Annotated in this window: 17 protein-coding genes; 4 read left to right on the top strand and 13 right to left on the bottom strand. The window is 60.7% G+C overall.

Annotation, left to right across the window (positions count from 1 at the left end):
• Nucleotides 1–8: 8 nt before the first annotated feature.
• The gene (locus tag ACYVH8_RS14055) at nucleotides 9–440 is read right to left on the bottom strand and encodes a DUF3717 domain-containing protein (RefSeq protein WP_460489436.1); all 432 of its coding nucleotides are present in this window, start codon (nucleotides 438–440) and stop codon (nucleotides 9–11) included.
• A 380-nt stretch (nucleotides 441–820) separates the two neighbouring features.
• Here ACYVH8_RS14055 and ACYVH8_RS14050 point away from each other — a divergent pair, with 380 nt between their 5' ends.
• The 3 genes from ACYVH8_RS14050 to ACYVH8_RS14040 are packed head-to-tail and all read left to right on the top strand — an operon-like array spanning nucleotide 821 to nucleotide 2,425.
• Nucleotides 821–1,519, top strand: coding sequence for a TerC family protein (locus ACYVH8_RS14050; RefSeq protein WP_460489435.1), 699 nt, complete (start codon nucleotides 821–823; stop codon nucleotides 1,517–1,519).
• Nucleotides 1,520–1,569: 50 nt separating this feature from the next.
• On the top strand, nucleotides 1,570–2,028 hold the full coding sequence (locus ACYVH8_RS14045; RefSeq protein ID WP_460489434.1) for a hypothetical protein: 459 nt from the start codon (nucleotides 1,570–1,572) through the stop codon (nucleotides 2,026–2,028).
• A gap of 43 nt (nucleotides 2,029–2,071) precedes the next feature.
• The gene (locus ACYVH8_RS14040) at nucleotides 2,072–2,425 is read left to right on the top strand and encodes a phage holin family protein (protein ID WP_460489433.1); all 354 of its coding nucleotides are present in this window, start codon (nucleotides 2,072–2,074) and stop codon (nucleotides 2,423–2,425) included.
• On the opposite strand, the gene ACYVH8_RS14035 is transcribed toward ACYVH8_RS14040, so the two are convergent.
• On the bottom strand, nucleotides 2,393–3,865 hold the full coding sequence (locus ACYVH8_RS14035) for a M48 family metalloprotease (protein ID WP_460489432.1): 1,473 nt from the start codon (nucleotides 3,863–3,865) through the stop codon (nucleotides 2,393–2,395). The two genes, ACYVH8_RS14040 and ACYVH8_RS14035, sit on opposite strands and share 33 nt — an antisense overlap.
• Before the next feature lie 59 nt (nucleotides 3,866–3,924).
• Nucleotides 3,925–4,698, bottom strand: coding sequence for a TfpX/TfpZ family type IV pilin accessory protein (gene tfpZ / locus ACYVH8_RS14030; RefSeq protein WP_460489431.1), 774 nt, complete (start codon nucleotides 4,696–4,698; stop codon nucleotides 3,925–3,927).
• Nucleotides 4,699–4,749: 51 nt separating this feature from the next.
• Here tfpZ and moaC point away from each other — a divergent pair, with 51 nt between their 5' ends.
• Entirely contained in the window at nucleotides 4,750–5,238 is a 489-nt protein-coding gene (gene moaC / locus ACYVH8_RS14025) for a cyclic pyranopterin monophosphate synthase MoaC (protein WP_460489430.1), read from the top strand.
• A 10-nt stretch (nucleotides 5,239–5,248) separates the two neighbouring features.
• On the opposite strand, the gene ACYVH8_RS14020 is transcribed toward moaC, so the two are convergent.
• The 10 genes from ACYVH8_RS14020 to sucC form a co-directional block, all read right to left on the bottom strand.
• Nucleotides 5,249–6,814, bottom strand: coding sequence for a PglL family O-oligosaccharyltransferase (locus tag ACYVH8_RS14020; RefSeq protein ID WP_460489429.1), 1,566 nt, complete (start codon nucleotides 6,812–6,814; stop codon nucleotides 5,249–5,251).
• Nucleotides 6,757–8,457 (bottom strand): PglL family O-oligosaccharyltransferase, encoded by a 1,701-nt coding sequence (locus ACYVH8_RS14015; RefSeq protein ID WP_460489428.1) that lies wholly within the window; start codon nucleotides 8,455–8,457, stop codon nucleotides 6,757–6,759. The genes ACYVH8_RS14020 and ACYVH8_RS14015 overlap by 58 nt, the downstream gene beginning before the upstream one ends.
• A gap of 70 nt (nucleotides 8,458–8,527) precedes the next feature.
• On the bottom strand, nucleotides 8,528–9,016 hold the full coding sequence (locus ACYVH8_RS14010) for a pilin (RefSeq protein WP_460489427.1): 489 nt from the start codon (nucleotides 9,014–9,016) through the stop codon (nucleotides 8,528–8,530).
• A 187-nt stretch (nucleotides 9,017–9,203) separates the two neighbouring features.
• Complete coding sequence (locus tag ACYVH8_RS14005; protein ID WP_460489426.1) at nucleotides 9,204–11,624, bottom strand: GspE/PulE family protein; 2,421 nt, start codon at nucleotides 11,622–11,624, stop codon at nucleotides 9,204–9,206.
• Nucleotides 11,621–12,412 carry an MBL fold metallo-hydrolase gene (locus ACYVH8_RS14000; RefSeq protein WP_460489425.1) on the bottom strand — a complete coding sequence of 264 codons (792 nt, stop codon included), beginning with the start codon at nucleotides 12,410–12,412 and terminating at the stop codon, nucleotides 11,621–11,623. The genes ACYVH8_RS14005 and ACYVH8_RS14000 overlap by 4 nt, the downstream gene beginning before the upstream one ends.
• A 64-nt stretch (nucleotides 12,413–12,476) precedes the next feature.
• A complete protein-coding gene (locus ACYVH8_RS13995) occupies nucleotides 12,477–13,100 on the bottom strand; it encodes an FHA domain-containing protein (protein ID WP_460489424.1) in 624 nt (207 codons plus the stop codon).
• Nucleotides 13,101–13,141: 41 nt separating this feature from the next.
• Nucleotides 13,142–13,927: a Stp1/IreP family PP2C-type Ser/Thr phosphatase gene (locus ACYVH8_RS13990; protein WP_460489423.1), complete on the bottom strand. Its 786-nt coding sequence runs from the start codon at nucleotides 13,925–13,927 to the stop codon at nucleotides 13,142–13,144.
• A 407-nt stretch (nucleotides 13,928–14,334) separates the two neighbouring features.
• The gene (locus ACYVH8_RS13985) at nucleotides 14,335–15,021 is read right to left on the bottom strand and encodes a TerC family protein (protein ID WP_460489422.1); all 687 of its coding nucleotides are present in this window, start codon (nucleotides 15,019–15,021) and stop codon (nucleotides 14,335–14,337) included.
• Nucleotides 15,022–15,155: 134 nt separating this feature from the next.
• Nucleotides 15,156–16,049: a succinate--CoA ligase subunit alpha gene (gene sucD, locus ACYVH8_RS13980; protein ID WP_460489421.1), complete on the bottom strand. Its 894-nt coding sequence runs from the start codon at nucleotides 16,047–16,049 to the stop codon at nucleotides 15,156–15,158.
• Nucleotides 16,050–16,068: 19 nt separating this feature from the next.
• Nucleotides 16,069–17,238, bottom strand: coding sequence for an ADP-forming succinate--CoA ligase subunit beta (gene sucC / locus ACYVH8_RS13975; protein ID WP_460489420.1), 1,170 nt, complete (start codon nucleotides 17,236–17,238; stop codon nucleotides 16,069–16,071).
• Nucleotides 17,239–17,243: the final 5 nt, after the last annotated feature.

Genomic DNA, 17,243 nt, shown 5'->3' with positions numbered 1-17,243 from the left:
GACTGGCTCTAGGCTTCGGTGGACGTCACCATATGCCCCTCGGCCGCCCGTTCGGCATAGCGATTAAAGCGCCAAGCCCCACCGTGCAGCGTGATGCGGCGCCAGGTCTGCCGCTTTTGCGCAGGCCGCATCTCGGTCCATAGCTGCACCTCGTCAAAGGTCCGGCCACACCCCTTGCACTCCGGGTCGCCCTGGCTGGTGGAACAGATCGCGATGCAGGGCGTGTCGGGCGTGCTGTCGTACCACTGCATCCAGGCTTGCATGGCCGATGCAGGCATGCTGAGCTCGTCGGCCTCCTGCTCGCGGAAATAGACCATCAGGGCATAGACCTCGGCCAGCGCTCGCACCGGTTGGGCCAGTGTGATGCCGTCGGGTGAAGGTTCGCGTTCGCGCCAGTAGTTGATGGCCGCTTCGATATCAGTGATGTGTATGCCTGCCATGGTCCCTTCGGATGGGACAGGGATCATAGCGTCTGCCCGCCCGTCGTTGTTCCAGCGCTTCACCTCAAAAACCATATCAGTTGCATGGTTGACACCATCCGTGCTTCAATGTGTCTCACGAAGGGGAGTAGCTCCCACTTGCTGCAGCACAGGGAGGTAGCCACCAAGGCTATCGTTGCAACGAGTATCAACAAGTCGTCATTACGAAGCATGACTTCCGGCTTGTTGGGCAAATATCTGCATGACACCATGCCGAGCAAGACCTTCGATTGGAGCCTGTTTCAGGTTTCGTCGAAGCACGTCTTGGACCATCTCGGCCCCAAGACTCCATTGACGTCAGCTGATCCAGGTTGTTGATCGAAACAACTCGGAGTTTTGTCATGGAGTTTTTATCCGCCCCGTGGTGGTCAGCGCTGCTGGCCATCATCCTCATCGACCTCGTGCTCGCCGGCGACAACGCCATCGTGATCGCGTTGGCCGCGCGCAGCCTGCCCTCCCACCTGCAAAGAAAAGCCATCGTCTGGGGCACGGTGGGCGCCATCGTCGTCCGCTCCCTGATGACGATAGGCGTGGTCTGGCTGCTGCAGATCCCCGGCCTCATGCTGGTCGGTGGCCTGGGCCTGGTCTGGATCGCCTACAAGTTGCTGACCGACAGTGAAGGCGACGAAAGCCACGGCCCCGTTGCCCAGACCTTCTGGAGCGCCATGAAAACCATCATCGTGGCCGATGCCTTGATGGGCGTGGACAACGTGCTGGGCGTGGCCGGCGCCGCACACGGCTCCTTCGACCTGGTGGTCCTGGGCCTGCTCATCAGCGTGCCCATCGTGGTGTTTGGCAGCACGATGGTCCTCAAACTGGTACAGCGCTTCCCCATCATCATCCAGCTCGGCGCTGCCGTGCTGGCCTTCACGGCAGCCAAGATGGTCGTCAACGAACCGCTGCTCGACCCGGTGTTTGATCCGCACACCGGTGCTCGCTGGGCCCTCTATGCACTCGCCGTTGTTGGCGTCCTGGCCGCCGGATGGTGGAACACCCGCCGTCAGACGACACAGGCCAGCCATTCGGGCCAGGCCGCCTGAGAGACCCGCACACCTGTTTCCCCCGTCCCTTAATCAACAAGGAGTAGATCATGGACAAAATCATTGTGTATGTGGACGATGCAGAGTACGCACAGCACCAGCTGGTGCCCATGGAGGGCAAGCTGCCCGGTCAGCGCCAGCCCACCCACTGGATCGTGGTGGCCTGCCCGCCCCGCATGACCCGGCACATCAGCAAATGGGTCAACCATACGGCGCGCGAGAACTGGCGCAACAAATGGGCTGAAAAGCTGTTCGCACAGATCACCCCCGGACTGCAGGCCCTCGGTGACCAGGTCACGCCGGTGTTATCCCACGGTCCGTTGCTGGAGATGACGCGCGAACTGCTGGAGAAGCACGGTGTCGCGCGCGTCCTGGATGCCCGGCGCCCGAAATTCGGCCAGGACATGGCACCCGTCACGCCCGATCAGCCCGCCAGCCAGGATGCGCGCTGGGCCGTCCCGGGCGCCGTGGCCGGCATGGGCGCCTTCCTGGTGCTGGCCAGCGAATAAGTCCTTCGGCCTCCTTCATGCGCGGGTGCTATGCTTCCCCGCCATGAAACTCCTGGCCAAATGGCTGCTGAGCGCGACCGCCTTGCTGGCGGTCGCGCATCTTTACAGTGGCGTCGAACTGCACAGCTTCACCACCGCATTGCTGGCGGCTTTTGTGATCGGGCTTTTTAATGTCTTCCTGCGGCCCGTCCTCATCCTGCTGACGCTGCCGGTCACGCTGGTGACCCTGGGCCTGTTCTTGTTCGTGATCAATGCCCTGCTGTTCTGGGCTGCGGCGAGCTTGCTGGACCACTTCCAGGTGCGCGACTTCGCGGCAGCCCTGCTGGGTTCGCTGCTGTACTCGGTTTTCAGCCTGGTGATCGACTCAGCGCTCGAGCGCCTGTTCCCGCAGCAATGACTCGATTTCTCGACTGCGCGTGTCGATGATCGACGCCTCGATGTGATCCACGTTGGGGCCCTGCCGGGCCAGTTCCTGCGCCGCACGCAGGCGGTCGCGCGCGGCCGCATAGTCCAGGCGAGCTGCATGGACCTCGGCCTCGGCCCGCACAGCCCGCAGGGTCTGGCCCTGGGCCGCATAGGCTGCTGAAAGCAGCTGCCAGGCCTGCGCATCACGCGGTCGGCTGGCCAGCCAGACCTGCAACTGCTCAGCAGCCTCGCGTGCCTGACCGGTCTGCGTCCAGGCGCGCGCGCGCAGGAAAAGCAAGGGCCGGGTCACCGTCTGGCCCGCCTCGGGCGTCTCCGCTGCCAGGAGCTCGCTGGCACGCCGCGGATTTGCCATTGCCAACGCCAACTCAGCACCCAGCATGCGCGTCTGGTAAGCGGCCCGTGCGTCGCCGCGCACCAGGGCCTGCAGGCGCTCCAGCCAGCGCTGTGCCTGCTCGAACTCACGCAAACCCATGGCGCCCAGGACCGCTGCGTAGTACACACCGGCCTGCTGCGCAGGCGGCATGGCCGCCGCCGTCGCGCCCTGCGCCGACAGCAGCGCCGCGCGCAAACTGTCGACCTCCGGATTGGCCAGCATGCGCGCGCGCGCCGACAGCATCGCATGCGCCATCGTCAGCTGGGGCGGGGCCGCCCGCTCCTGCAACTGCTGGCGCGACTGCATGTCGGCGATGCGTTCGGTGGTCAGCGGATGGCTGCGCAGGTAGGGAAAAGCACCCGTGTCATTGAAGCGGTTGGCCTGCTGCAGCTTTTCGAACATGCCGACAAAACCCCGGGCATCGAAACCGGCCTGCGTCATCACGCCATAACCCACGCGATCGGCTTCACGCTCCATGTCACGCGAGAAATTGAGCTGGCCCTGGACCGCCGCCGCCTGCCCCCCGACGATCATGGCGCCGGCCGCACCGGGGTTGCTCGCTGCGGCCAGCGCCCCCAGGATCATGGCGCCGAGCAGCCAGGGCGCCTGGTTGCTCTGGCGGCTGATGATGCGCACGATATGCCGTTGTGTCACGTGGCTGAGCTCGTGCGCCAGCACCGAAGCGAGTTCGTCTTCGCTGCTCACCACCGCGATGAGACCCAGATGCACCCCCATATAACCCCCGGGCAGCGCAAAGGCATTGACGCTGCGCTCCCGTCCGAGCACCACATCCCAGGCAAAACGCTGGTCCAGCTCCGGCGGCAACTCACCGCGCTGGCGCGCCGCGGCCATCAGGCGCAACCAGATGCCCTGGACGTATTCACCCAGGATGGCATCGTCGATGTAATCCGGATCGCGGTAGAGCTCGCGTGCAATGCGATCGCCCAGCCGTCGTTCGGCGCTGATGCTCATTTCCGCACCATCACCCAGGGACGGCAGGGCGGTCTGGGCGGCAACAGGGGCCAGCACTTGCGCCATGGCAAGAATCACTGCTACCCAGGGCCGCCCTCTCCAGGCGTGAGGAGTCTGCTGTCTTTTCAAAACGAGTCCAAGGCTACAAACCCACGCACCTCGGCACTCTGCGCATCGAGCAGCACCGTCCAGAAAGAATTTCGCGCGACCATAGGCAGGTACACCAAGTCCTCCACACGCTTGCCGGTTTGCGCCACACCAGCATCGATCACTGAGCCCTGCTGCGTAAAGCGCTTTCTCAATTCTCCCAAGGGCTTGGCGGCCGCCAGCACGCGCGGTCGTGCCGGGAGATAGTCCTGCCAGAGATCGGGGCGGGCACTCAGCGATACCCCACTTAATGCCATCAGTGTGGCCGTGCTCTCCTCGTTCACATCACGGAAAGGCCGCAGAGCCAGTACCGTGGGCCCGGTGAATGGCATTTTTCGCACCTCCTTTGCAGCCTGGTCCAGAAGCTCTTCCGGGACCTCGATGGCATGCACCACTCGAAACCGGTCGTATTCGAAGACCAGATGCACCGGCCGGGCCACGCTGACCGTCCACAGCCCGTAAGTCAATGCGGCCATCTGGATCAATCCCACCACCGTCAGATCCCGCACCAGTTCACGACGCGGCTTGTTGCGGTTGAAAACGGCCAGGGTGATCAGCGGGCCGAGAATGACATCGACCGTGATGATGATCAAAAACAGCTCACGCCCCCCCGAGGTTTCGCGATAAGGATAGGGATACCAGAGTCCGAACACCAGCAACGCTGCCAGGCTGGCGGCGACCAAACTAAGACCTAGATGGATCGCGCCGGCTTTGAATCGGTCTTGCCACTGAAATGCTCGGGTCGCTGTCATGGACGTATGATGCTTGTGTAATGTAGAGGTTTCGTAAATCCGGGATTTTCCATGAGTTCTCTGACCCACTTTGACGCCCAGGGCCAGGCCCACATGGTGGATGTGGCGACCAAAGCCAGCACCCACCGCATCGCTGTAGCGGCCGGCCGCATCGAGATGCAAGCGGCTACTCTGGCAATTATCCAGTCAGGGACTGCCAAGAAGGGCGATGTGCTGGGCATTGCCCGCATCGCAGGCATCCAGGCCGCCAAGAAGACCAGTGACCTGATTCCCCTGTGTCACCCGCTGGCGCTAACCCGCGTGACAGTCGGCTTTTCGGTTCACCCTGCTGCCACTGCTGCGCCAGCGCATGTACTCTGTACCGCCCAGGTGGAAACCGTTGGCCCAACTGGTGTCGAGATGGAGGCCTTGACTGCCGTGCAAGTAGCCCTGCTGACCATCTATGACATGTGCAAGGCCGTGGACCGCAGCATGATCATGACTGGTGTGCATCTGCTGGAAAAGCACGGCGGCAAGTCCGGCAGCTATTCAGCCTCTTGAAAAGTCATCTTCACTGCAGGGTTTGCTCATATCTATGCCGCGCAGACCAGCGCGCATAGTCTTGCGGATAAGCCGCCTTGTAGCGCGATAAATAAAAACGCGCTTCTTCGTCCCTTTCCAATACGACGGCGCTTTCGATCAGCTTTTCCACTACCCTAGACTCTGGGGAAAAATGCAATAGCTTCAAACCCAGCTCATGGAGATGCGCAGCATTTTCTATGGTCATTGACGTCAAGGTGTATTCGGCAAACCGAACTTGGTCGGCAAACAACCAAGAACCACGGATTTTCTCCAGCGTATTTTCTCTATAGGCTTCAGCTCTTTGCTCGGGGGGTAGATATATCTGGCTGATGCGGTGGTATTCCCAGGCCGCGTACATCGAAACGCCCACCAGGCACAAGCCCCCAAGAAGCGCTCCTATCTTTGCGATTCTTTGAGATTGGCTACTTCGCCCTTCCAGTGTTTTTCCTATTCTCGGCCATAGCAGCAGACCCACACACATCACCAGCGCCAACTGAAATGGTCCGTACCACAAGGGATACTCCAGCATGCTGTGCAGCAGAATCAGGATCAGGATCCCCCAAGCCAGTTGGCGATTGCTGTTCGCTTCACGCCAGGGTCGTTCGTACAGTATCAGCCCGATTGATGCACCGCACACCAACAGCGCAACTGGAACGCCCAACTCTACCGCCAGATGCAGGGGAAGATTGTGCGCGTTATCCAGCAGCTCGCAAAATCGTGGCCCTTGGTAAACATTCATGAAGTGCGCGTAATCGAGTTCGCCCCAACCCCAACCCAACCAAGGTTTCTGCCCGATCAGTTGCAACACATTGCTCCAGAGCGTCAAACGACTGGTGCACACTTCTCCTGGGCTCTGAAATCTTCCAATGATGCTGACAGTATCGGATCCACTCAGCAAAGGGAGGAAGAGGCTTGCCAGTGCATAGCCAAGTAACGCTGCTATCAGTATCCGCCTGGTGCATTGATCTTTCGGTTTCCAATACAACGCCAGTGCAGCAGTCAATAGCAATTGCACCAAACCGGTTCTAGATACGGATGCGGCGTTTGCAACAGCGAACAGAACCGCCATGACTTGCAGCAGCCATGGGCGTAAGCAGTGAGGCCTGTTCAATGCCGGTTGTCCACCCCACCAAAGCAGGGTCATCAATCCTATATTGGTCAGAGTAGCGAATTGATTGCGCTGTCTCAGGTTTCCATAGGCTTCGCCAACATCAACCGAGCTCCTGAAGGCATCAAGCGCTACACCGAAATACTGGAGCAGACCGATTACCGAGCTGACCAGTGCCGCAGCAAGCCATGCACTTGCCGGCAAGGCGTCAAGATTCCCTTCGGATGGCCTTTGAAGCCTCCAGACCGCACAACACAGCAGCAGCCCCAGGCAGCCCAAACTGAACAGTACCGACACCAGCGATGGACTCGGCCCATTCTGAGGCGGTATGAGCCAGGGCGCCACCAGAACAGGCAACATGCCCCAGCCGAGATGAAACGGTCCCGTCTTCACGGAAGCTTCAGTTTTTTCAGTTGCGGATATTTTTCTTTCGCCATCAATTCCCAAGTTACCTTGACGGCCTCGTAATGTTTGTCGCCATGCATGGCACGTATCACCTGCATCTGGCGTACGGCTTCTTCCGGATGTCCATTCAAGGCAAGAGACAGTGCATAACGATTCTGAATAGCCGTCCACGGAAAGCGACCGGCAGCGCGGCGCAGCAAGTCGATGTCACTTGTCGACATCCCGGGAGCAGGTCTGGTACGGGTGGCCTTCAGCATCGCGTCCAGCTGAGTCAGAAGCATCGACTCCGGCACCGCGTATTCACTGGGCGTTTGGCCCACGCGCAAGGCCTCGAACCGCGCCACCCGGAAATCTTCTTCAATCGCCACATACTCCACGGCACTCCAGGCCATGAGCAGGAAGAGCAGGAATGCGCTTGCACTCGCATAGGACACCCTGATTTTCAGTACAGCCCCTTGCGCGGCACCAGCTTCCAGCACCCCGATCGCCAATAACACTGGGATCAGGAAATAGACGTACGAATGAGGAAACTCCAGCATGCTATGCACCACCAGCGGGATGGTCAAAGCCATACAGTACCAACCTGCCGGCGTATGCACCCACGTCATCCGGCGCCAGAACCATCGGGCGGACACGACCACCACTACCAGCGTCAGTGGAAAGCCAATGCCGACCGCCAGATCCAACAGCACATTGTGGGCGTAAGTGAAAGGTGCACTCTCGCGGTGAAGATGCAGAACCGCGTTATGCGCTTGAGACACCTCACGCAAACCCCAGCCCAGCCAGGGATGTTGCAGCGCCGCCTCCAACAGCTGCGCCCACACCACGCTGCGCACACCGACGCCGGCATGGGCCCGACTGACACCCTCGGTGCTGGCGTAGTGCCAAGCCGAGATGAATATTGGCCAAGCCCAGACCAGAAGCAGGAGTCCGATCCAGGCATACACGACAGCACGTACTGACTGCACATCAGCAAACACCTTGCGGCGCAAGAGCCACCAGCCTGTCAGCACCACGGCACTCAAGAGGCCGGTCCTCGACTCTGTCATGGCCAGCCCCAGGATCAGCAATGGTTGCATCACCACCGCCAGCCTCGAGCTCAAGCGGTCGGTCTTGTGCAGCCAAACCACCGACGCCACACCCATCAATATCAAGGTCGCCATGTGATTCGGCTGCCCGATATTCCCGCCCGGTCTGCGGTATCCCTCCGTTCGCGAAACCCAGTCTGCCGTATTCCATACGTCGAAGGCCTGGGCCAGCATGATGCTTACGGATAAGAGTGCCCCCGCCAGCACCGTCATGGCAAGCTGCTCGAGATTCACTTCGCTCGCCCTTTCCTGTGACGTTAGCGCAGGCTCAGCGCCCCACTGATAGCCAACTGTGAGCGCCATGCAACATGCACCCATATAGAGTGCGATCATCAGTGCATCGCCGAAATACACGATCTGTCCCAGACCGAACTGAATTAGCGCATACACGCCCAGCGCCAGCGGTAGCCATATGAGCCGTGGAACTGCAAGCTGCGACTCCCCCATCACACCCCTTTTTCCCAGCAACTGCACGGCCACGAACCAGGCCAGAGCGGCCAGCGCCAGCAACTCACTGTGCCAACTCGCCCAGGGCAGGACATGCATGGGCTGCAGCCAACTGGCAAGCAGGAGCAGGAAGCCCGGTAGATATTTCATTTGTCTAGTATCCCGCCAGAAAGCAAAACGCCCCCAAGGGGGGCGTTTCAGAACTCAGATCTGATCTGAATCAGTTACCGCGGCAGGAACCCGGCAGGAACTTCGCATCGACCGTGGTGCCGTCGCCCGGGAGACCACAACGCCAAGCATAAATACTGACACCGAAGTCGGCATTGGTCAAAGGCGTGTTGGCAGCTTTCAGGGGACGCAACGTCACGACACCACCGGCGGTCGTGCCATTGCTGGTGTTCTTCACGCCTTGCGTCGTGACAGTAACCTTGCCGGTGTTGTCGGTAGCCACGCTAGCAACGTACTGCGACGTGGGAGTGGACGACTCACAGCCCCAGGCGCCGGCAGCCGGCAACTGGCTGGAAGCCGACTGGACGGTTTCGGTGATGGAGGTGCGGCAGCCCGAAGCAGCCAAAATGGCTTCAGACATCTTGGCACGGACTGTGTAGTCCTGGTAAGCCGGCAGGGCGACGGCGGCCAGAATGCCGATGATCGCAACCACGATCATCAGTTCGATCAGGGTGAAACCCTTTTGCAGTGAACGCTTCATGTAAAGCTCCTTGGTTAAAGAAATGGATACAGCGGGGCTGTATGTCTTGGATCAGCAGTTTCCGTGCCAAGCCGGAACCGTGAATTATGTTGTTGTTTTGCGGTGAAATCCAGGAAATGCGGCAGATTTCAGCTTCATTTCTGTCTCACCAGCCCTTGGGGCTGACATTTTTGTTCGACCAGGCTTGTCATTTGATGCAAACCTGCCGCACCTGCTTCAGGTCCGTCACGCCCAGCATGATCTTTTCCATGCCATCCATTTTCAGGGTCCGCATGCCGCTTTCCACCGCGGCGGCGAAGATCTCTGCCACCCGGGCGCGCTCCTGCACCAGCTTTTTGATGTTGTCGTCGGCAATCAGCAGTTCGTGCAAGCCCAGCCGGCCTTTGTAGCCGGTCTTGTTGCATTTGTCGCAACCCACCGGCTTATAGAAGCGCAGTTTGCCGTCCTCGCCGTAGTTGACCACCCACTCTTCGTAGAGTTTCTGGGCTTCTCCGCTGAAGTCGGCCTTCCAGGCCTTGGTGTTGCGCAGCTCCTGGGCGTATTCGGAGATGAAGCTGTTGACCTCTGATGTGCTCGGGTTGTAGGGCTCCTTGCAGTCGCACAGCTTCTTGGCCAGACGCTGGGCCAGGATGCCCAGCAGGGCGTCGGCAAAATTGAACGGGTCCATGCCCATGTCCAGCAGACGTGTGATGGACTCCGGCGCGGAGTTGGTGTGCAGGGTCGAGAACACCAGGTGACCTGTGAGCGAAGCCTCCACGCCCATGGACACGGTCTCCTTGTCGCGCGACTCGCCCACCATGATGATGTCCGGGTCGGCGCGCAGGAAGGCGCGCATGATCAGCGCGAAGTCGATACCGGCTTTCTTGTTGATCTGCACCTGGCGCAGACCCTTTTGCGTGATTTCCACCGGGTCCTCGGCCGTCCAGATCTTGGTGTCCGGCGTGTTGAGGAATTTCAGGATGGAGTGCAGCGTGGTGGTCTTGCCGGAACCCGTCGGGCCACAGACGTAGAACAGCCCGTAAGGCTTGCTGACCGTGGACTCCAGCCGCTCGCGGTTGTGCGGCGTCAAGCCCAGCTTCTCCAACGGTATCGGCTCGCCGGCGGCCAGAATACGCATGACCACGTCTTCCACACCACCGGCAGAGGGGATGGTCGCCACCCGCAACTCGATGTCCAGCGGGCCGTACTTCTTGAACTTGATCTTGCCGTCCTGGGGCTTGCGGCGCTCGGAGATATCGAGGTCGCACATGATCTTCAGACGCGTGACCATGGCCTGGCGGAAGTGGGCCGGCACCTCGATGTAAGGCATCAGCGTGCCGTCGATACGGAAACGGATGCCGGTCTTGAGCTTGCCCGGCATGGGCTCGATGTGGATATCGGAGGCCTTTTGCTGATAAGCCTCGATGATGACCTTGTTGACGAACTTGACCAGCTCGTTGTCAGCTGCGGCCGACTCCAGCGAATCGTCGTTATTGCCCTCGTCGTCGAGCGGGCCGCCCATGTCGGCCAGCAACTGGTCGATCGAAGTGCCATCGGCCGTCGCGCCGAAGAGTTGCTCCAGTGTCTGCTCGAACTCGGTCTGTGTCGTGACGCGGTAGGAAAACTTGTTGATGCGCGAGAACACCTGCGGCACCACACGCGCACCGCGGGTGGCCTCGGGGTCCAGGCAGATGATGACCAGGCCCTCAGGCGATTCTTCCAGGGGGATCCAGCCCTGGCCTTCGGCGAACTCGCGCTTGAGCGAGCCGTGCAGCATTTCAGAACGGATACGCCCGGCGTTAAACGGCTCGTAAGGCACGCCGAAAAACTTGGCCAGCGAGGGGCCGATCTGGGCCGGCGTGATCTGGTGTTTGCTCAGCAGCAAATACTCAACCGGCTGGCCCTCGTTGCGCGCTTCCTGCACACAGTCCTGCAACTGAACGCCACTCAACAGGCCATCGGCGACCAAGCCGTCATACTTGGTGGCCCGGATGCGCTGCGGCTCATCCACCTTCTGCAGGCGCTGACGGATGGCTGTGGCCAGCGTCTTGCACAGCTGTATGACACCCTTGACGTCCAGCTCGCTGAACGACTGGTCGCTCTTGTTATTGATGACCTGCAACACACCATACAGATTGCCCCCCTCGATGATGGGGGACACCAGCATCTGCTTGGTCCGGTAGCCGGAGCGCTTGTCGACTTCCTTGAGAAAGGCCAGCGAGGGATGAATCTGCTTGAGGGTGTCCTCGTCATAGACATCCGCCAGATTCAGCAGCTTGCGGCTGAAGGCCACATAGCCAGCAATACTCTGGGGGCTGATCGGCAGCTTGAGTTCTCGGCTGCTGGTCAGGCCGGTCTTGATCTTGGAGACGATGGAGGTTTCGTCATCGCTGATCGCATACAGGGTCAGCCGGTCGGCGTTGAACAGCTTGCAGATCTCGGGGCTGACCTCGAGCATGATCTGTTCGACGTTTTCGGTCTCATGAATGCGCAAGACCACCTGCTTGAGCTGGCGCACAAACAGCGCTTCAAAAGACTTGTCCTGCTTGTCCGATGCCGGCTGCTGAGAATCGCGGAAAGCCTGCTCCGCCGGCGTGCCTGCGCCCGGTGGTTTCATGACGGCACTCATAGATCAAACTCCTGCCCGGCCTGCAACCAGCGTATGTCATGCGCCAGCTTCCTGGCGCTGGGACGAGCACTTTCCAGCTTGCGAATTTCAGACATGATCAGCTCGGTTTCGGCAGGTTTGGTATGCGTGATATAGATCGGATAGCTCCTGCCGGCAGAGATGCAATCCAGCTCTTCAGCCAGCACGGCCGGAGACAGATGCCGGCTTGTTTCTGCCAGCTGGCTCTCACGGCTGCTGAAGGCGGTTTCGATCACCAGCATGCTGACGTCGAGCTGGTTGATCCGGCGCCAGAAGGCAGGATTACGCTCCGTATCCCCGGAAAAAACCCAGCAAGCCTGCTGCACCATCACGGCGTAGCCTACAGCCGGCACCGTGTGCACGGCCGGCAGCACCTCGATCCGTTTGCCGCCGATGTGCAGTTCCTGCCCAACCCGGATTTCCTGGAATCTGATGAAGGGCGCCTCGACTGTTGGCAGGCGCGTGAAATCCGGCCAGATCACGTCATTGAAGATGTGTGCCTTGAGGGCCGCGATGGTGCCCGCAAGGGCATAGACCTGCACCGGGCTGCTGCGCCGCGCCGCGATCGCGTCCAGCATCAGCGGCAAAGCGGCGACGTGGTCCAGGTGCGCATGCGTCAGCAGCACATGGTCGATGCCCAGCATCTCGTCCAGGGTCAGATCGCCGACACCGGTTCCGGCATCGACCAGAACATCGCCATCGACTACAAAGGACGTGGTGCGGCATTCCCTGGCAATAGCGCCTGAGCAGCCCAACACACGCACCTTCATGACCCCTCCTTTGTCTGCCTGCGACAGGCGCAGGCCTGCCGGGTTCAGCAGGCCCGCGACAGACTCAACTCTGGATAAATTGCATCTTTGTACCCGCCAGCTCGATCATGTCACCGCTTTTGAGCGCCACGGGTTCGCTGCCTATCGGCGCGCCATTGAGCATGGGGATGCCCGAGCCTTCGACATGCGCCACGACATAGCCATGCGCCCGACGCGAGATGGAGGCCACCGCCACACCCGGCTTGCCAACGGTCGTCACGGCCTTCGTCAGAGGCACCTCACGGCCCGAAGCCGTGCCCGAAAGCACACGCAAAGCTCCGCTGAGTCCTGCGCCTTCGGCCAGCGCCGCCGGTGTTTCACCCGGCTTGAACAGCATGGTCTTGTCGAAACCAGGCGCCTCGACCTCGTTGACAAACTTGATCTTGTACTTGCCGACCTCGATGGTGTCGCCATTTTGCAGGGCCTGCTTCTTCACGGCCTTGCCATTGACATACGTACCATTGGTGCTGTTGAGATCTTCCAGCATGACCTCGTTGCCCGACATCTGAAGGGCCGCATGCTCGCCACTGACCGCCAGATTGTCGATCACCACATCGTTGTATGGTCGCCTCCCGAGGGTCGTGCGCTCCTTGGTCAACTGCACTTCCTTGATGACAACACCGTCGATCGATACGATCATTTTCGGCATGCCGACTCCTATTCCTGTTGCTCGTTATAAATATACCTTTGTTATTTTCCCAGCAAACGCGCCATTAGACCGCGCTTTTCTGCCCCGACCTCGACCTGAACCAACAGGACTGTGATATTGTCCCGGCCCCCATGCGCATTGGCCGTGTCGACCAGGGCATTGGCCCGCTGCTCAGGGGGCAGAGGCTGTTGAAGTATTTTCGCAATTTCCTGGTCCCGGACCATGTCGGACAGGCCATCCGAGCACATCAGGTAGACGTCTCCTGGTTCGACGCTGTGCTCGTGCACCTCCAGCAGCACAGCATCGTCCACGCCCAGGGCGCGCGTGACCAGGTTCTTGTTCATGGACAAGGCCGCCTGCTCGGGCGTCAGCAGGCCCGCATCGATCTGCTCCTGCAGCAGGGAGTGGTCCCGGGTGATCTGCACCAGTTCACCCTGTCTCAGCCGATAGCAACGCGAATCGCCGATATGCCCGATCACCAGATCAGCGCCCCGGAACACGCCGGTCACCAGCGTGGTCCCCATGCCGGAGTAGTGCGCATTGGCGCGTGCGGCCTGGTAGACCGCCGCATTGGCGGTGCTCACGCAGATTTCGAGCGCTCGCCGGATGTCCTGCACCGTCGCCGCTGCCCCCGTCTCGGCCAGCCAGCGGTTCATTTCGGTGTTGATGATCGAAGTAGCCATGCTGCTGGCCACCTCGCCCGCGTTATAGCCCCCCATGCCGTCTGCCAGGACGGCCACCCCGGTGGCCTCGTCAAAACTTACGGCATCTTCGTTGTTTTGTCGTGTCAGCCCGGGGTCGGTCTGGGCATAAAACCTGTAAATCATCGCTTCAGTCGTCATGGCTCAATGATTTACCTGGAATAAAGGCCATGTCGAGCAGCCTTGCCGTACGAAGAGGGACAGCCGACCAGGGCACGACAAAGGCCGGCCTCGATTCCGGTTGAGGCCATCTGCTGGAAAATGAAGTTGCCAATTCGTGCCTGTTCAGATCCGCGGGGCTCACGCTGTTGAGGATCGGGAGCCCACCATGAAACCAGCGTACCGAGCGTACGCCATACAAGCCTCTGACCTTAGCAGAGCAATTCCCTGCCGGCAAGATCGTAGTGGGCCGGGTTTTGTCGTTTTTTCGCAAAACCCCGGCCCGACCCTGAAGCAGGGTGGGGCCGGCCCGGAACCCAGGCACGAGAAAAACCCGCGCCCGGCCACAAGCACCGGGGGCAGCGGGGCAGGAATCAGCTCGTTGCGGGTTTGTGCCGTTTTTGCAGCGCACGCCCCAGCAAGACAACGAAGACCGCGCCGGCCGCCGCCGCCGCATAGTGCAGCCAGGGGTTCCCCGCAGCCACGTCCTTGAGCGCCACGTCGCTGACGATGGTTTCACCACCCACCCAACCGATCAAGGCCGCCCCCAGCGTCACGATGATGGGGAAACGCTCCATGAGCTTGATCATCAAGGTGCTGCCGAAAATCACCAGGGGAATGCTGATGGCCAGACCGAGCAGCAGCAAGACGTCGTTGCCCTTGGCCGCTGCAGCGACGGCGATCACGTTGTCCAGGCTCATCACCAGATCCGCAATCAGGATGGTGCGCACCGCAGCCATCAGGCCGCCGCCCTCCTTGCCATGACCCGCCTCTTCATCGTCGTCTTCGCTGAGCAGCTGCACGCCGATGTAGAGCAGCAGGACGCCACCTACGACCTGCAGGAAAGACAGCTGCAGCAGATGCGCCGCCACCACGGTCAGGGCGATCCGCAGCACCACCGCAGCGGCGGAGCCAAACAGGATGGCCTTCTTCTGCTGATGCGGCGGCAGCGAGCGGGCCGCCAAGGCAATCACCACGGCGTTATCGCCCGAGAGAATGATGTTGATCCAGATGATCTTCATCAGACCGATCCAGAAATTGACATCCTGAAGCATTTCCATCCAAGTTCTCCTGTTATCTGTTATCTGCTTATCGTTAAACAAGAAACGCCCCAGACGACAGGTCTGGGGCGCCTCCTAGCTTCTCATGGCAAGTTTACCGGCAGGCGCCGGTATTCACCGATTCGTAGTTTTGCTTACAGCAGCGCCTTCAGCAGCTTGCCCATCTCGGACGGGTTGCGCGTGATCTTGAAACCACACTCTTCCATGACCGCCAGCTTGGCATCAGCCGTGTCGGCGCCACCGGAAATCAGCGCACCGGCGTGGCCCATGCGCTTGCCGGGGGGCGCCGTGACGCCGGCGATGAAGCCGACCACGGGTTTTTTCATGTTGGCCTTGCACCAGCGGGCGGCTTCGGCCTCGTCCGGACCTCCGATCTCGCCGATCATGATGACGGCATCCGTATCCGGATCGTCGTTGAAGGCCTTCATGACGTCGATGTGCTTGAGGCCGTTGATCGGGTCGCCGCCGATACCCACGGCGCTGGACTGACCCAGGCCGATCTCGGTGAGCTGTGCCACGGCTTCATAGGTCAGCGTGCCGGAACGCGAGACCACGCCGATGCGACCCTTGCGGTGGATGTGACCAGGCATGATGCCGATCTTGATTTCATCCGGCGTGATCAGGCCAGGACAGTTGGGGCCCAGCAGCAGGGTCTTCTTGCCGCCGGCGGCTTCCTTGGCTTTCATCTTGTTGCGCACCATGAGCATGTCACGCACCGGGATGCCTTCGGTGATGCAGATGGCCAGGTCCAGATCGGCTTCCACAGCCTCCCAGATCGCATCGGCGGCACCCGCCGGCGGCACATAGATCACGGAAACCGTGGCGCCGGTCTGCTTGGCCGCTTCCTTGACGGAGGCGTAGATCGGGATGTTGAAGATGGCCTCGCCGGCCTTCTTGGGGTTGACGCCGGCCACGAAGCAGTTCTTGCCGTTGGCGTATTCCTGGCATTTTTCCGTATGGAACTGGCCGGTCTTGCCGGTGATGCCCTGGGTGATGACTTTGGTGTCTTTGTTGATGTAGATCGACATGACGTTTCCTTGGGTAGCTTTACTTGGCCGCCTTGACGGCTGCGACCACCTTCTGGGCGGCTTCGGCCATGGTGTCGGCACTGATGATGGGCAGACCGGACTCGGCCAGCATCTTCTTGCCCAGCTCTTCGTTGGTGCCCTTCATGCGCACTACCAGCGGCACGCTCAGGTTCACGGCACGACAGGCCGTGATCACACCGGTGGCGATGGTGTCGCACTTCATGATGCCGCCGAAGATGTTGACCAGGATGGCCTTGACCTTGTCGTTCTTGAGCATGATCTTGAAGGCTTCCGTGACCTTCTCGGGGGTGGCGCCGCCGCCCACGTCCAGAAAGTTGGCCGGCTCGGCGCCGAACAGCTTGATGGTGTCCATGGTGGCCATGGCCAGACCGGCGCCGTTCACCAGACAGCCGATGTTGCCGTCCAAGGAGATATAGGCCAGGTCGAACTTGGAGGCCTCGATCTCGGCCGGATCTTCTTCGTCGAGGTCACGGAAAGCCACGATCTCGGGGTGACGGAACAGGGCGTTGGAATCGAAGTTGAACTTGGCGTCCAGGGCAATAACCTTGCCCTTGCCGTCGCGGTTCAGGGGGTTGATCTCGACCAGCGAGGCATCGGTCTCCATGTAGCACTTGTAGAGCTTCTGGCAGATATCGATGAACTGGGCTTGCGAGTCGGCGGGCAGGCCCACGCCCTTGGCCAGCTCCTGGCCTTGCGCCTGGGTCAGGCCGGTGGCCGGATCCACGAACAGCGTGATGATCTTCTCGGGCGTGGAATGCGCCACCTCTTCGATGTCCATACCGCCTTCGCTGGAGGCGATGAAGGCCACCTTCTGGGTGCCCCGGTCGGTCACCACGGACAGGTAGTATTCCTTCTGGATGTCGGCGCCGTCTTCGATGTAGAGACGGCGCACCTTCTGGCCCTCGGGGCCGGTCTGGTGGGTCTTGAGCTGCATGCCCAGAATCTCACCGGCCAGGCGCTTGACGTCGTCGATGGACTTGGCCACCTTGACCCCGCCGCCCTTGCCACGGCCCCCGGCATGGATCTGCGCCTTGACGACCCAGACGGGGCCGCCAAGCTTCTGGGCGGCCTCGACCGCCTCCTGGACTGTGAAGGCCGGAATGCCGCGGGGCACAGGCACACCAAACTGACGCAAGATTTCCTTGCCTTGGTACTCGTGGATCTTCATGAGGG

The sequence above is a fragment of the Curvibacter fontanus genome (assembly GCF_054780335.1).
This window is presented reverse-complemented; position numbering and strand designations above follow the sequence as displayed.

What these genes read in the sequence shown, in the direction of transcription:
- ACYVH8_RS14000 (WP_460489425.1), bottom strand. Translation starts at nt 12,412, where the DNA reads ATGAAGGTGCGTGTGTTGGGCTGCTCAGGCGCTATTGCCAGGGAATGC.
- ACYVH8_RS14050 (WP_460489435.1), top strand. Translation starts at nt 821, where the DNA reads ATGGAGTTTTTATCCGCCCCGTGGTGGTCAGCGCTGCTGGCCATCATC.
- ACYVH8_RS14040 (WP_460489433.1), top strand. Translation starts at nt 2,072, where the DNA reads ATGAAACTCCTGGCCAAATGGCTGCTGAGCGCGACCGCCTTGCTGGCG.
- moaC (WP_460489430.1), top strand. Translation starts at nt 4,750, where the DNA reads ATGAGTTCTCTGACCCACTTTGACGCCCAGGGCCAGGCCCACATGGTG.
- sucC (WP_460489420.1), bottom strand. Translation starts at nt 17,238, where the DNA reads ATGAAGATCCACGAGTACCAAGGCAAGGAAATCTTGCGTCAGTTTGGT.
- sucD (WP_460489421.1), bottom strand. Translation starts at nt 16,049, where the DNA reads ATGTCGATCTACATCAACAAAGACACCAAAGTCATCACCCAGGGCATC.
- ACYVH8_RS14010 (WP_460489427.1), bottom strand. Translation starts at nt 9,016, where the DNA reads ATGAAGCGTTCACTGCAAAAGGGTTTCACCCTGATCGAACTGATGATC.
- ACYVH8_RS14005 (WP_460489426.1), bottom strand. Translation starts at nt 11,624, where the DNA reads ATGAGTGCCGTCATGAAACCACCGGGCGCAGGCACGCCGGCGGAGCAG.
- ACYVH8_RS14055 (WP_460489436.1), bottom strand. Translation starts at nt 440, where the DNA reads ATGGCAGGCATACACATCACTGATATCGAAGCGGCCATCAACTACTGG.
- ACYVH8_RS14035 (WP_460489432.1), bottom strand. Translation starts at nt 3,865, where the DNA reads ATGGCGCAAGTGCTGGCCCCTGTTGCCGCCCAGACCGCCCTGCCGTCC.
- ACYVH8_RS13985 (WP_460489422.1), bottom strand. Translation starts at nt 15,021, where the DNA reads ATGGAAATGCTTCAGGATGTCAATTTCTGGATCGGTCTGATGAAGATC.
- ACYVH8_RS14015 (WP_460489428.1), bottom strand. Translation starts at nt 8,457, where the DNA reads ATGAAATATCTACCGGGCTTCCTGCTCCTGCTTGCCAGTTGGCTGCAG.
- tfpZ (WP_460489431.1), bottom strand. Translation starts at nt 4,698, where the DNA reads ATGACAGCGACCCGAGCATTTCAGTGGCAAGACCGATTCAAAGCCGGC.
- ACYVH8_RS13995 (WP_460489424.1), bottom strand. Translation starts at nt 13,100, where the DNA reads ATGCCGAAAATGATCGTATCGATCGACGGTGTTGTCATCAAGGAAGTG.
- ACYVH8_RS13990 (WP_460489423.1), bottom strand. Translation starts at nt 13,927, where the DNA reads ATGATTTACAGGTTTTATGCCCAGACCGACCCCGGGCTGACACGACAA.
- ACYVH8_RS14045 (WP_460489434.1), top strand. Translation starts at nt 1,570, where the DNA reads ATGGACAAAATCATTGTGTATGTGGACGATGCAGAGTACGCACAGCAC.